This is a genomic window from Algoriphagus sp., assembly GCF_039969895.1.
In the GTDB taxonomy this organism is placed as follows: Bacteria; Bacteroidota; Bacteroidia; order Cytophagales; family Cyclobacteriaceae; genus Algoriphagus.
In genome coordinates this window covers 228,117-241,188 of sequence record NZ_JBDVMZ010000014.1, presented here as the reverse complement: position 1 = coordinate 241,188, position 13,072 = coordinate 228,117, and the positions used below count along the sequence as shown (strand labels likewise).

At 43.2% G+C, this 13,072-nt stretch carries 13 protein-coding genes; all 13 read left to right on the top strand.

Going from position 1 to position 13,072, the window contains the following annotated elements; all coding sequences use genetic code 11:
• The first annotated feature begins 30 nt into the window (after positions 1 to 30).
• The 13 genes from ABJH64_RS12390 (at position 31) to ABJH64_RS12330 (ending at position 12,970) form a co-directional block, all read left to right on the top strand.
• The gene (locus ABJH64_RS12390) at positions 31 to 834 is read left to right on the top strand and encodes a hypothetical protein (protein ID WP_348276583.1); all 804 of its coding nucleotides are present in this window, start codon (positions 31 to 33) and stop codon (positions 832 to 834) included.
• A 1-nt stretch (position 835) separates the two neighbouring features.
• Positions 836 to 1,525, top strand: coding sequence for a MotA/TolQ/ExbB proton channel family protein (locus ABJH64_RS12385; protein ID WP_348276582.1), 690 nt, complete (start codon positions 836 to 838; stop codon positions 1,523 to 1,525).
• A 1-nt stretch (position 1,526) separates the two neighbouring features.
• Entirely contained in the window at positions 1,527 to 1,916 is a 390-nt protein-coding gene (locus ABJH64_RS12380) for a biopolymer transporter ExbD (protein ID WP_348276581.1), read from the top strand.
• A gap of 4 nt (positions 1,917 to 1,920) precedes the next feature.
• Complete coding sequence (locus ABJH64_RS12375) at positions 1,921 to 2,877, top strand: energy transducer TonB (protein WP_348276580.1); 957 nt, start codon at positions 1,921 to 1,923, stop codon at positions 2,875 to 2,877.
• A gap of 3 nt (positions 2,878 to 2,880) precedes the next feature.
• Complete coding sequence (locus tag ABJH64_RS12370; protein WP_348276586.1) at positions 2,881 to 4,308, top strand: folylpolyglutamate synthase/dihydrofolate synthase family protein; 1,428 nt, start codon at positions 2,881 to 2,883, stop codon at positions 4,306 to 4,308.
• A complete protein-coding gene (trmB, locus tag ABJH64_RS12365) occupies positions 4,309 to 4,968 on the top strand; it encodes a tRNA (guanosine(46)-N7)-methyltransferase TrmB (protein ID WP_348276579.1) in 660 nt (219 codons plus the stop codon).
• Between the two features lie 282 nt (positions 4,969 to 5,250).
• A complete protein-coding gene (locus ABJH64_RS12360) occupies positions 5,251 to 5,949 on the top strand; it encodes an NAD-dependent deacylase (RefSeq protein ID WP_348276578.1) in 699 nt (232 codons plus the stop codon).
• A 48-nt stretch (positions 5,950 to 5,997) separates the two neighbouring features.
• Entirely contained in the window at positions 5,998 to 6,936 is a 939-nt protein-coding gene (locus ABJH64_RS12355) for a DUF5996 family protein (RefSeq protein WP_348276577.1), read from the top strand.
• A 7-nt stretch (positions 6,937 to 6,943) separates the two neighbouring features.
• Positions 6,944 to 8,287 carry an NAD(P)-binding domain-containing protein gene (locus ABJH64_RS12350; protein WP_348276576.1) on the top strand — a complete coding sequence of 448 codons (1,344 nt, stop codon included), beginning with the start codon at positions 6,944 to 6,946 and terminating at the stop codon, positions 8,285 to 8,287.
• Between the two features lie 8 nt (positions 8,288 to 8,295).
• The gene (locus ABJH64_RS12345) at positions 8,296 to 9,414 is read left to right on the top strand and encodes a serine hydrolase (protein WP_348276575.1); all 1,119 of its coding nucleotides are present in this window, start codon (positions 8,296 to 8,298) and stop codon (positions 9,412 to 9,414) included.
• A complete protein-coding gene (locus tag ABJH64_RS12340; protein ID WP_348276574.1) occupies positions 9,411 to 10,745 on the top strand; it encodes a YfcC family protein in 1,335 nt (444 codons plus the stop codon). The genes ABJH64_RS12345 and ABJH64_RS12340 overlap by 4 nt, the downstream gene beginning before the upstream one ends.
• Before the next feature lie 21 nt (positions 10,746 to 10,766).
• Entirely contained in the window at positions 10,767 to 11,786 is a 1,020-nt protein-coding gene (mgrA, locus tag ABJH64_RS12335) for an L-glyceraldehyde 3-phosphate reductase (protein ID WP_348276573.1), read from the top strand.
• Positions 11,783 to 12,970, top strand: a complete 1,188-nt coding sequence (locus tag ABJH64_RS12330; RefSeq protein ID WP_348276572.1) for an MFS transporter — start codon at positions 11,783 to 11,785, stop codon at positions 12,968 to 12,970. Before mgrA ends, ABJH64_RS12330 begins: the two co-directional genes overlap by 4 nt.
• The last annotated feature ends 102 nt before the right edge of the window (positions 12,971 to 13,072 follow it).

The window sequence follows — 13,072 nt, the reverse complement described above, 5'->3', positions numbered from 1 at the left end:
ATTTAGTTTCGTAACATTCCCCCATACTCTATGACTGATAAAACCACCGATACCAAACAATGGACGGATCCTAGTGATTTTGGGCTGCCATTTGTAGAAGTTGTTCCTTTAAATCAAGCTCCTGTTACCAAGAAGGAAGAAGTAGCGCCACCAGCAGTGGATGTGGCTGAAGTAAAAAGGCAGACGATGGAGTCTGTTCGGCCTACTTTTATAGAGCAGGAAGTGGCAGAAAAACCAGTTGCTTCAGAGAAGCCTAAGCCTAACGTGGAAGACAAGAAGGTTAGTAATTCTTGGGTTTGGATTGCTGCGATTCTAGCGCTGGGCGTGGTGTTGGTGATTATATGGCAGATGAACAAAGAGGTGGTTTCAGGAGATACGCTAGAAGATCTTACTACAGCAACCTTAGAAAAGCAAACTACCCAAGAAAGCAGCCCTGCTGCTATAAACTCTACACCAGCTGAAGAAACACAAGCGGCTGATGATCAATTGATTATTTCAGATTCTATAAGTTCTGCTACACCTACGCCTGTTCCAGCCCAAACTGGTACAACTATTGCGTCTAAGGTGTCTGGAACTTTGGTTCGAGTGACTGAGAAAGCTGAGCAAGCACAATTTTATATTGTGGTAGGGAGCCTCCCAAATGAAGCCATGGCTTTGGAGGAATCCGAGCAATACAAGAACAGAGCGGAGACGGTTTATCTCATCATGCCATACGATGATGTGACTAATTATCGTTTGGCAATAGCGACTTCACGCGGATGGACGGCCATCAATGAAGAGCTAGCTCGCGTCAGAGATCAGTACACAGAAGATTTATGGATTTTGAAATATTAATATGATTCTACTTCAAACGCTCTCTACAGATACACTTTCTGCAGCAGATAGCCTGGCGATGGGTGCCACCAAAGACAATATTGGACTTCTGGATTTACTGATCAAAGGCGGATACATGATGGTTCCGCTGTACTTACTTTTCATTTTGGCGATTTTTATCTTCGTGGAGCGATTGATCACCTTGAACAAAGCTTCTAAAACCTCCTCTCATCTGATGGATCAGGTGAAGGTGCTGGTGCAAAGTGGACAGACCGAAAAGGCTAGAATTCTCTGCGCCGGGGAACAAACTCCCGTAGCCAATATGATCGCAAAAGGAATTGAGCGAATTGGTTCGCCTCTTAAAAACATCGAAGTAGCGATCGAGAACGTAGGTAAAATCGAGATTTACAAGTTGGAGAAAAATCTGAACCTGCTGGCTACGGTCTCTGGAGCAGCGCCTATGATAGGATTCTTGGGTACGGTTGCCGGGATGATACAGGCATTTATTGCGATAGCGCAGGAGGAAGGGATGGTTTCTCCAAAGTTACTTTCCGAAGGTATCTATGAAGCGATGATCACTACGGCTGCAGGTCTTGTGGTAGGTATTGTGGCTTATCTAGGTTACAATTTTCTGGTATCCAAAGTATCGAAGCTGGTTCATAATATGGAATACTCTTCGATAGAATTTATTGATTTGCTACAAGACAAATAAGATGGGGCTTCAGGCAAAAAACAAAGTAGATCCGGCGTTTAGCATGTCCTCAATGACAGATATTATCTTTTTGTTGTTGATCTTTTTCATGCTCACTTCTTCCTTTATTACACCCTCAGGCTTGCCGGTAAATTTACCATCCAGCGAAACTTCAGACATCGTAATGCAGGAAGTTACCGTTACAGTTACTAACGATCTTAAGTATTCGGTGAATGACAAAATCGTATCTAGGGAGCAGATCAAGGATGAGTTGACTGCCTTATTAAAAGGAAAAGACAGCCAGGTGGTCTTGCACATTGACAAAGATGTACCTGTAGAATACCTGGTAGAGATCGGTGGAATCGCCGCAGGTTTGGAAGCGAACGTATCAATTGCAACAAAACCATTCTAATAAGATGGAATACTGGAATGCAGATAAAATAGAGAACGAAAGCAAAAAGAAATCGTGGATAATCACCATTATCTTCAACGTGTTGCTGTTGATCGCGCTCTACTTTATTGTGGTTTGGAAGCAGCCAGTTCCGCCTCTACCGACTTTTGGATTGGAGCTAAATCTTGGTTTTACACCAACTGGCTCCGGTGATAGAAATAGTCCAAATGCTCCTTCTGAGAAAGTAACGCCTGTAGTAGAAGCTGCTGCTCCCGGAGAAATAGCCCCCGCAGTGACCAAGCCAGCTACACCTCCTCCCAGTCCAAAGACTGAAACTGCCAAGCCAGCAGCTCAGCCAAAACCTTCCGTAAATAAAGCGGTGACAACCAAACCATCTCCAATCAGAGGGGAAGAAAAGGCGACCGAGCAAACCAAAAAGCCTGAGCCGGTTAAGAAAGAAACAGCCAAGCCGGTAGAAACTCCCGCAAAAGCTGAAGAGAAGGAAACCGTGCAAAAGGCTCCTGAAAAACCCAAAATTGATCAGCGTGCAGTGATGGGTGCTGCAGGCACAGCTGGGAAAGGAACTACTCCGGCATCTGGTGGCGCGCAGGGAACATCCAAAGAAAAGGGTGATGAAGGTGATCCCAAAGGTACTGTCGATGGCAGGGCGATTATGGGCGTTGGTTCTGGAAAAGGAGCTAATTCTGGAGATGGTTATAGTCTGGATTTAGCTGGATGGGATTTTGCGCAGCGACCAAATATCAATGATAGAGTATCTACTCGAAATGGTAGAATAGTTTTCAAGATTACCATTGATGATTTGGGTAGAGTAGTGCAGGCAGTTCCTTTAGAATACAATGTTTCTAACGATGTACTCGCCTATTACCGTCAAGTAGTAAATCAGATTTCCTTTAAGAAACAAGGCGGAGCTGCTGCAGAATTTTCAACTGGAAAGATCACTTTTGTTATTAAGGTTGATTAAATGATGAATTACCAGGATACGCTGGATTATTTGTTTAATTCCCTTCCCATGTTTCAGCGCGTGGGAGCCTCAGCATTTCGAAAGGATCTTCGGAGTACGCTTCTGCTTTGCAATCATCTTGGAAATCCCGAGCGAAAATTCAAATCAATTCATGTAGCTGGCACCAACGGAAAGGGAAGCTCTTCTCATTCTTTGGCTGCCATTTTTCAAAGCGCTGGATATAAAACTGGACTTTACACTTCCCCTCATCTGAAGTCCTTCACCGAACGAATCCGAATCAATGGGCTTGAAATCGCACCTGAGGTAGTGGTTCAGTTTGTGGATGAGAACAAAAGCTTCCTGGATGAACTAAAGCCAAGTTTTTTCGAAATGACTGTCGGGATGGCGTTTTGGCATTTTGCGCAGCAGAAAGTAGATATCGCCATCATAGAAGTGGGAATGGGTGGGAATTTCGATAGCACCAACGTTATCACCCCAGAGCTTTCTTTGATCACCAATATTGGGTATGACCACATGCAATTTCTAGGCGATACTTTGCCGCTGATCGCTGGTGAAAAAGCTGGCATCATTAAGAATAATGTGCCTGTGGTGATCAGTGAAACTCATCAGGAAACAAAGGCAGTTTTCTTAAAAAAAGCCAAAGAGATGAATGCTGCTATCACTTTTGCGGATGAAAACTGGAAAGCGGTGAAACTGAGTGAAGTGGATGGGAAGACTAATTATAGGATTGTTTCAAGTAACTCTGATGCATTTCTGTCTGTAAGGACACAGACCGAGGTGGAGGATAATGAACATGGAATGTGGTCTGTGAGGATGCAGACCAGGGATGGAGACGAATTAAATAGTGCTGTGAGGACGCAGACCAAGGAATGGGATAGTAGGGGTGCTTTTGATTTGATTTTTGGTTTGAATGGAAATTATCAGCAATATAATCTTCCGGGGATTCTAGAAGCAGTCGTGCAGATGAGAGAACAGGGCTGGAAGCTATCAAATGATGCGATTCAGGATGGCTTGAAAAATGTAACAGAACTCACCGGCTTGAAAGGCAGATGGCAAACTCTCTCAACAAATCCGCTGGTGATATGCGATACAGGGCATAATGAGGCGGGTTTTCGTGAGATTCTTTCCCAACTGGAAACTTACACTTTTGCGAAGCTATGGCTGGTAATAGGAATGGTACAGGATAAGGATATTTCCAAAGTACTATCTATGCTTCCGAAATCAGCGAATTATGTCTTTTGCGAAGCAAAATTACCTCGAGCTCTCCCCGCTGATCAATTGGCCGCAAAGGCTTTATCCAGCGGCTTGAAAGGAGAAGTCATTTCTGATGTCAATGAGGCATTAGCATATGCGAGAAAAAATGCATCCGATGATGACTTGATTTTTGTAGGAGGGAGTACTTTTGTAGTTGCAGAAATCGAAGAGCTTTAGATGAGTAGAAAAAAACTGGTTCGCTTCCAAGAGAATGACGAGAACCCAAATGTAATACAGGCTGGTAAGCCACTTTTTGAAACAATCAAAGGAAAATGGAATGACGTGCAATTCCAAAATCCCAATCCTCTCGTCGTAGAACTGGCCTGTGGAAGAGGTGAGTTCACCGTCGGCTTAGCACGTAATTTCCCCAATCAGAACTTTATCGGAGTAGATATCAAGGGAAGTAGAATCTGGAAAGGAAGCTCTACAGCCACCAAAGAGGGAATTCATAATGTGGCTTTCTTGAGAACTCAGATCGAATTGTTGGAGAAATACTTCGCTGCCGATGAGATTTCTGAGCTTTGGATCACTTTTCCGGATCCTTTTCCCAGAGATGGAGATGAAAAGCGCCGACTGACTTCCCCTCGTTTTTTGGATATGTATAAGCCCCTGTTGAAGAAGGATGGTATTTTACACTTCAAAACCGATAATACTGATCTTTTTAATTATTCCTTGGAGCTTTTCCAAAGTAGGGAAGATGTAGAAGTTTTGGGTTTTACCCATGATTTCTATCAATCAGAATGGAAAGATGATCACTTTGGAATTCAGACACGATACGAAAAGATGTTCTCTGAAAAGGGGGAAAAGATCAAGTATTTGAAATGTAGGTTTATCTAAGATATGATTATCCGCAATAAGGCCAGTCACCTTATATTCCTTGCTTATCTGGTTGGAAGCCCGATGACCGAAGACCAAAGCGGCCTCAATTCTTAAGTTTAACATTTACTACATTGCTTATTCCACCTTACTGGCTGAAAAGCGGATAATCATAATTTAAGATTTGACTAATTCATTTCCCGCAGATTTACGCAGAAGAAATGATGAATTTAATCTGAATAGAAAAACCAGCGATTACTAGCAATCCTTTTCAGCGTAAATCTGCGGGCAAAAATTAAGATCATGAGCAAAAAGAAACATTTGGTAGTTCTGAGTGGTGCAGGTATTTCTGCTGAATCTGGCATCAAGACTTTTCGGGATTCTGGCGGACTGTGGGAAGGTCACGATGTGATGGAAGTGGCATCTCCAGAAGGTTGGAGAAGAAATCGTGCCCTTGTCCAAGATTTTTACAATCAGCGTCGAAAACAGTTGCTAGACTGTGAACCGAATCAGGCACATTTGATTTTAGCAGAATTAGAAAAAGACTTCGAAGTCTCCATCATCACTCAAAACGTCGATGATTTGCATGAACGCGCTGGATCTTCGAATGTCATCCATTTGCATGGGGAGTTGAAAAAAGCTCAAAGTTCGCTGGATCCTACTTTGGTCTATGATTTGGATCATTGGGAAATCAAAGAAGGTGATACATGCGAACGAGGGAGTCAGCTTCGACCGCACATAGTGTGGTTTGGGGAGCAAGTCCCGATGATGGAGCATGCGATTGATGTAGCTGCTACTGCGGATGTTTTTGTGGTAGTAGGCACCTCACTTCAGGTTTATCCGGCAGCTGGTTTGGTGGATTTTGTCAGCCCAGATTGTATGATTTATGTCATAGATCCAGTAGCACCTGCCGGGAATTTCAGGCGAAAAGTGGTTAATATCTCAGAAAATGCCACAAAAGGCATGAAGACTTTGGCGAGTTTAATAAAGTCTGAAATTTAATTTTTGATCAGAGAGGAAAGTCCATAAATTGAGGATAAACTTTTATTTATGGCACCCAAAAAGAACTCTTGGCCAGTATTTCATTTTGAAGAGAACAAAGACACGATCTATCTCTTGCACCAGTGGACACAGATCGTGGGCAAAGTTCGGCTCAAGAAATCCCCTTGGCAAAATCACTCTTGGCATGTGGCCTTGTATGTAGATGCGCAAGGCTTGACAACAGGGAATATTCCTTACGAGGGCGGTTTTTTTGACATTCGATTCGATTTTATTCATCATGAGCTACGCGTCAAAACGAGCAATGGGACACGTGATCGATTTGCTTTGGGTGGTCAAACTGTCGCGAGCTTTTATGAGCAGTTGATGGAAAAGCTCAAGTTTTTGGGCATTTCCGTGAAAATCCACGATACCCCCAATGAAATTCCTGACCCCATTCCTTTTCCGAAAAATAAAAAACGCCTGACTTACCAGGCGAATGCCGCGCAAAGCCTTTGGAAAACATTGGTTCAGATTCAACTCGTCTTCGGCGTTTTCCGAGCAAAATTCACTGGCAAGAATAGCCCAATTCATTTCTTCTGGGGTTCTTTTGACTTGGCTTATACTAGATTTTCCGGGAGAAAAGCTCCGGAATTTTCGGGTCAGGTTCCTAACATTCCAAGTGACGTGATGAAAGAAGCTTATTCCCATGAAGTAGTTAGTGTGGGGTTTTGGCCAGGATCTGAAGCCTTCAAAACTCCGGTTTTCTATGCTTATTGCTACCCAAATTATCCTGATTTTCAGAAAGCCAAAATCTCCCCGGATAAGGCCTATTGGAGCGAAGAAATGGGCGAGTTTATGTTGAACTATGAAGATGTGAGCAAAGCATCAGATCCTTCCACTATGCTTTTGGAATTCTTACAAAGCAGCTACGAAGCCGCTGCAAAAGCGGGCAAGTGGGATCGGGAGAGCTTAGACTGCGATTTCTCTCATTTCGATCAAAAAAAATAGTTTGTTCATGAAGCAAAAAATTGCCGTCATAGGAGCTGGACCTTCTGGTATCACCGCCTTGAAGAACCTGATAGATCAAGGGTTTAATGTGGTAGCTTTTGATCGTAATTCTGAGGTAGGAGGCAATTGGATCTATTCAGAAAAGGAAAGCCATTCCAGTGTTTTTGAAACTACTCACATCATTTCTTCCAAAACTCTTTCTCAATACGCCGATTTTACTTTCGATGATTTTGATCCCGCTGTTTCTGATTATCCTTCGCATGATGAGTTGAGGAGGTATTTTCAGGCCTACGCCAAAAAATTTAACCTCTACCAATTCATCCGTTTTGATACGCTGGTGATTCACTGCGAGCAGATCGATGAGTCGCACTGGGAAATCACCTCTGAAAAAGGAGGGATGAGGCAGAAGGAGATCTTTACGCATCTGGTCGTCTGCAATGGACACCACTGGAAGCCGAGATATCCGGAATATACCGGAGAATTTGCTGGGGAGTTTATTCATTCACACCATTTCAAGAAAGCAGCGCCTTTTGCCGGGAAAAAAGTGTTGGTCATCGGAGGCGGAAACTCTGCATGTGACGTGGCAGTGGAGACTAGTCGCGTATCTTCCAAAACAGCCATCTCCTGGCGCCGAGGCTACAGAATTGTCCCCAAATTCTTTTTCGGCAAACCCTCAGATGTAGTAGCGGAGCGAACTAAATGGTTACCGCTCAAGGTGAGAAGTTTTTTCAATCAGATTCTGCTCAACGTGATGCTGGGAGACAATAAGCTCTATGGGCTGCGTCCCGTTACCGAACCTTTTGGCTCAGTGCATCCAACGATCAACGATGAGTTACTGCATAAAATCCGACATGGAAAAGTACTCCCCAAACTGGATATAGAACGATTTGAAGGAAGGAAAGTAGTCTTTGAGGATGGAAGTGAAGAGGAGTTTGACTCGATAGTGGCATGCACAGGGTACTGGCTCAGCCATCCTTTTTTCGACAAGAAACTCATTAATTACTCGGAAGGTCCTGTGCCACTCTGGTTGAAAATGTTCCATCCGACTATTACCAATCTATATTTTATCGGGATGTTTCAGCCGCTGGGTTGTATCTGGCCTGGAGCTGAGCTCCAAAGCAAGCTGATGGCACAGGAATTAGTAGGAAACTGGCAAAGACCCGAAAACATAGCGGAACTCTGTCAGAAAGAAGTAAGCAGACCACATTACAAGCAAATCAATACCCCTCGACATACGATTACGGTGGACTTTCATCATTTTGTGAAGGATTTGAAAAAGCAATTACCTAAGAATTTTGTGTCAAAAAGCCCCGTTGCTGTTAAGCAAGAGGATGAATTGAGTCACTTCTAAACGCTACTATGGCTCAAAAAGTCAGAATATTCCTAGTTATTTTGATAGTATGGGCGGTGGGTTTTTTGGCCTGGGAATGGTGGTACAGTTATCCAAAAGTAAATCTGGACAAGATTAGATCCGGCCGAGCACAGACTACTAAACTTGACTCTATTCTTTTACAAGCCATCATTGACTATCGCTTACCGGGAGTGACTGTAGCTTTGGTTCAAGAAGGGAAAGTTTCTTATTTGAAGGCCATTGGTTATGCAAATCTCGAGACTAAAGACTCGCTAAAAGTAGATAGTCCGATTCTAGTGGCTTCGGTTTCGAAGCTGGTCACTGCATTAGCCGTAGCTAATGTCCTGGATGATAAGGGGATTCAAGCCCAGGGTTATATCTCCGATTTGGGAATAGCTAGTCTTCATTCCTTCTCCTCGCTGCCCAATTTCAGTTTGTCAGATCTTCTTTCTCATGAGTCCGGACTTCGAGACAAGACGTTTTCTGAGATGATTTTTTCTTCTTCCAGAAGTCAAAGTCTGCAGATTTGGGGAGAAGATTTTTTGGCGCATGGAAGTAAGTATCAAACAGAATTGTCTTATTCTTATGCAGATACCAATTTCGATTTTCTTGGCTTTTTGCTCAGCCAGTCTGAAAATCAAGATTTCGAAACTCTCATCCAAAATGCTGCCTTAACTCCAGCAGGAATGGTGAATTCTAGTTTTTTGACTGCTTGGCCAATGGAAATTAATGAGCTCACAGGCTATCAAAAGACATTTCTTTGGAAGAGATTAGAGCCGAAGCGGATCAATTTTCGGATTTTCCCGTCTCCTTCTTCAGGTTTGCTGACCACGACTAAAGACATGAGTTTGTTGTTGATTCATTTGTTGAGAGATGAAATGGGTATATTTCATGATGCACTGGATTGGCTAAGGGATGGTGAAAACGTGGTTCCTTTAGGTTTTCAGAAAACTAAAATAAACGGATCGGAATGGATTGGTCATTTTGGTGGACAGGCAGGATATTCTAGCCTTCTTTTTTATTCCATAGAAGCAGATATGGGAATTTTTTTCTTTGCTAACGCCAAAGACAACGAGGATTTTCGAATTGCAATTGCTAATCAAATCATATCGACTATTTCACCATGAAGCTATCTTTTCCACATCCCATCATCATACTTTTAGGGTTCATTTTTGTAGCAGGGCTTTCGACCTATTTCATACAATCAGGGACATTTGATCGGGTTTTGGATGAGAAAACTGGAAGAGAAATTGTCGTTCCCGGTAGCTTTAGAGAAGTAGATGATGTAAATGTTGGGTTGGATGATATACTATTGGCTATTCCAGCGGGAATTATAGATCGGGCGGATTTGGTAGTTTTAATTCTTCTTCTTGGGGGTGCTTTTTATGTCATTGAAAAGACTGGTGCACTTCAAGTAGGGATTGAGTCGCTGATCTATCAATTCAGAAATAAACCCAATTTGCTCTTTTATTTCCTCGGATTTATGTGTTCCATTTGCGGAGGGATTTTTTACATGTCGGAGGAGTTCATAGGCTTGGTACCGATCTTTATTCTTTTAGCCAAAAAGACAAATTACGATTTGCGGGCTATACTATCCATAGGAGTAGGCTCTGCGATTATCGGAGCAGCCTTTTCACCTTTCAATCCATTTGGATCCTTGATAGCGATGAAAATTGCACAAGTTGACCCCGTAGAAGAAATCATTTTTAGAATGATTTTTTTCGGATTGGCTGTCTTCATTTGGATAGCATTCCATAGTAGGAATGGCAAATTAAAATCTGAAATAGCTTCATCCACTGAAATCAATAAAGTTAGTATATCGCTGTCCCATCGCCTGATCTTATCCCTTACGACCATCGGAATTGGGCTTATGATCTGGGGTGTTGCGGTCCAAGGTTGGGATTATAATCAGATGGGAATTATGTTTTTTGTGATAGGCTTTTGCTGTGGGATGATTGGTGGATTAGGGTTGAATGGGACGGCTAGGACATTTTCCTCGGGCTTTTCAGAGATGATTTTCGCAGGGGTTATCATCGGACTGGCTCAGGCGATTTACTTGGTGTTGCAGCAAGGTCTGGTGATTGATCCAATGATCTATGCGCTGCTTCAACCGCTAGAATCTCTTCCGCAGCAAATCGCTAGCGTAGGACTTTATCTTTCTCAAGCTATCATCCATATTCCTGTTCCCAGCACTTCTGGCCAGGCAGTTTTGACTATGCCGCTGGTGACTCCTTTGACAGATCTCTTGGGCATGTCTCGAGAAATAGCTGTATTGACATTTCAATACCCGGCCACGCTGATGGATATGGTAACCCCTACCAACGGAACAATCTTGGCGGTTTTGGCTGCTGCTGATATCAAATTCAACGATTGGGTAGCTTATGTTTGGAAATCTTGGGGTTTAATATTCGGCATAGGTTTGATAGCGGTAATTATCGCCTTATTTTGGGTCGCTTAATCAATACCTCAAACCATTATCATGGATATCAACGAACATAACCCACTGCCTTCCTATCAGCCAGCCGCTGACCGCTATCATCAAATGAAGTACCGCAGATGCGGACAAAGCGGCTTACTTTTACCCGAAATCAGTCTTGGCCTTTGGCATAATTTCGGTCACAATGCCGACTTTACTTTAGGGAGAAAAATACTACGAAGAGCATTTGATTTGGGAATTTGCCACTTTGACTTGGCAAATAACTACGGGCCTCCATTTGGATCTGCGGAGGAAAATTTTGGAAGAATTCTGAAAAAAGACTTTTCGTCCTTGAGAGACGAATTGCTTATTTCCTCCAAGGCTGGTTGGGATATGTGGCCTGGGCCTTATGGGAATTTTGGTTCCAAAAAATACTTGGTCGCTAGCTGCGACCAAAGTTTGCAACGTATGGGTTTGGACTATGTGGATATATTTTACCACCACAGACCAGATCCAGACACCCCTCTTGAGGAAACGATGGGTGCACTCGATCTTTTGGTGCGCCAAGGGAAAGCTCTTTACGTTGGTATTTCTCAGTATTCAGCAGACGATACCGCCAAAGCATACGCTATTTTGGAACGTCTAGGTACGCCACTTTTGATTCATCAACCGCGCTATTCCATGATTGATCGTTGGGTAGAAAATGGTCTGATGGATGTATTGGGTGAAAAGGGTGTGGGAAGTATAGCTTTCTCTCCGCTGGAGCAAGGGCTACTTACGGACAAATACCTCAAGGGAATTCCAGAAGATTCTCGTGCTGCCAAAGATGGTCGATACCTAAAAGCGGCGCAGATTTCTGATGAAAAAATCAGCATGATATCTAAGCTGAATGACCTTGCAATCGGGCGAGGGCAAACGCTGGCTCAAATGGCGATAGCTTGGTTGCTGAAAGATGAGCGAATCACTTCTGTTTTAGTAGGTGTATCAAAGCCTGAGCAATTGGACGATAATGTGGCTGCGGTACGTAATTCAGTTTTCACCTCTGAAGAAATCTCCACGATCAGAGAAATCTTAAAAACTTGAAATCATCTTTAACCGCTAGTAGTGCCCTGATATTGATCGTTATTGCTCAATTTCTGGGTACTTCTCTTTGGTTTGCAGGCAATGCCGTAGCGCCAGAGATTAGCCTTTTACTCAACAGCCCAGGGATTTTAGCTGCTATTACCACTTCGGTACAATTGGGCTTTATTCTAGGTACCTTGGTGTTTGCTTTTTTTTCTATACCCGATCGGTTTTCACCCAGCGATGTTTTCTTTTTCAGTTCGGTTTTGGCCGCGTTATTCAATCTGTTGATTGTCATATTACCTATTCATCTGGGCGTAGTATTGGTTTGCAGATTTATGGTTGGTTTTTTCTTGGCTGGAATCTATCCGGTCGGGATGAAGATAGCAGCGGATTATTTTCAGAAGGGTCTGGGGGCTGCCTTGGGTTTTTTGGTAGGAGCTCTTGTGCTAGGTACTGCTTTTCCGCATTTGCTGAAAGGCTTGGATTTGAATTTTTCCTGGAAGATTGTACTCTGGTGCACCTCAGGGTTGGCAATTTTGGGTGGAGCACTTGTAGGATTCTTTGTGCCCGACGGTCCATTTCATAAAATAAATTCCAAGTTTGACCTGAGTCTTTTGCCAAAGCTTTCAAAGATTAGGGCGCTAAAAAGTGCGGCGTCAGGTTACTTTGGACACATGTGGGAGCTTTATACCTTCTGGGCATTTGCGCCGGTATTGATCGTTTTTCTGAGAGGAAATGAGGCAATGCAGTCCAGCGATAGTTTGCTTTCCTTTTTTGTGATTGCGATAGGAGGAATTTCCTGTGCGATCGGAGGAGTTTTTGCTGAGCGATGGGGAAGCAAAACTGTGGCTCAATTCGCACTTTTGGGTTCGGGGATTTGCTGTCTTATGGTGCTTTTGGTAGCTGGAAGCCCAGACTGGATTTGGATAGGATTGCTTTTGATTTGGGGGGTATTGATTACGGCTGATTCGCCTCAGTTTTCTGCGCTTGTGGCACAAAGTGTCCCGGCAGAATATCGTGGAACGGCATTGACGCTAGTCAATTCCATGGGTTTTGCCATTTCGATTATCAGTATTCAGGTTGCCCAGTTTCTTTTGAAATGGTTGCAGATTGATCAGGTGTTGGGATTGTTATTTGTTGGTCCGCTTCTGGGAATTTTATTTTTTAGGTTTTATGGAAGTTCATTGGCATTAAAATCTTGATACGTGAATTTTTGAATTGTGCCAAGTGTGATTTCCTCTTGCTCTCGGCGGTTTGAACACAAAAAAAGAGGCTTTTTTCAAAGCCTCTCCACGTAAGGTTCT

Bases quoted from the DNA above. Each gene is read 5' to 3' on its own strand.
- ABJH64_RS12350 (WP_348276576.1), top strand. From the start codon at position 6,944: ATGAAGCAAAAAATTGCCGTCATAGGAGCTGGACCTTCTGGTATCACC.
- ABJH64_RS12380 (WP_348276581.1), top strand. From the start codon at position 1,527: ATGGGGCTTCAGGCAAAAAACAAAGTAGATCCGGCGTTTAGCATGTCC.
- trmB (WP_348276579.1), top strand. From the start codon at position 4,309: ATGAGTAGAAAAAAACTGGTTCGCTTCCAAGAGAATGACGAGAACCCA.
- ABJH64_RS12370 (WP_348276586.1), top strand. From the start codon at position 2,881: ATGAATTACCAGGATACGCTGGATTATTTGTTTAATTCCCTTCCCATG.
- ABJH64_RS12345 (WP_348276575.1), top strand. From the start codon at position 8,296: ATGGCTCAAAAAGTCAGAATATTCCTAGTTATTTTGATAGTATGGGCG.
- ABJH64_RS12385 (WP_348276582.1), top strand. From the start codon at position 836: ATGATTCTACTTCAAACGCTCTCTACAGATACACTTTCTGCAGCAGAT.
- ABJH64_RS12340 (WP_348276574.1), top strand. From the start codon at position 9,411: ATGAAGCTATCTTTTCCACATCCCATCATCATACTTTTAGGGTTCATT.
- ABJH64_RS12375 (WP_348276580.1), top strand. From the start codon at position 1,921: ATGGAATACTGGAATGCAGATAAAATAGAGAACGAAAGCAAAAAGAAA.
- ABJH64_RS12355 (WP_348276577.1), top strand. From the start codon at position 5,998: ATGGCACCCAAAAAGAACTCTTGGCCAGTATTTCATTTTGAAGAGAAC.
- ABJH64_RS12360 (WP_348276578.1), top strand. From the start codon at position 5,251: ATGAGCAAAAAGAAACATTTGGTAGTTCTGAGTGGTGCAGGTATTTCT.
- mgrA (WP_348276573.1), top strand. From the start codon at position 10,767: ATGGATATCAACGAACATAACCCACTGCCTTCCTATCAGCCAGCCGCT.
- ABJH64_RS12390 (WP_348276583.1), top strand. From the start codon at position 31: ATGACTGATAAAACCACCGATACCAAACAATGGACGGATCCTAGTGAT.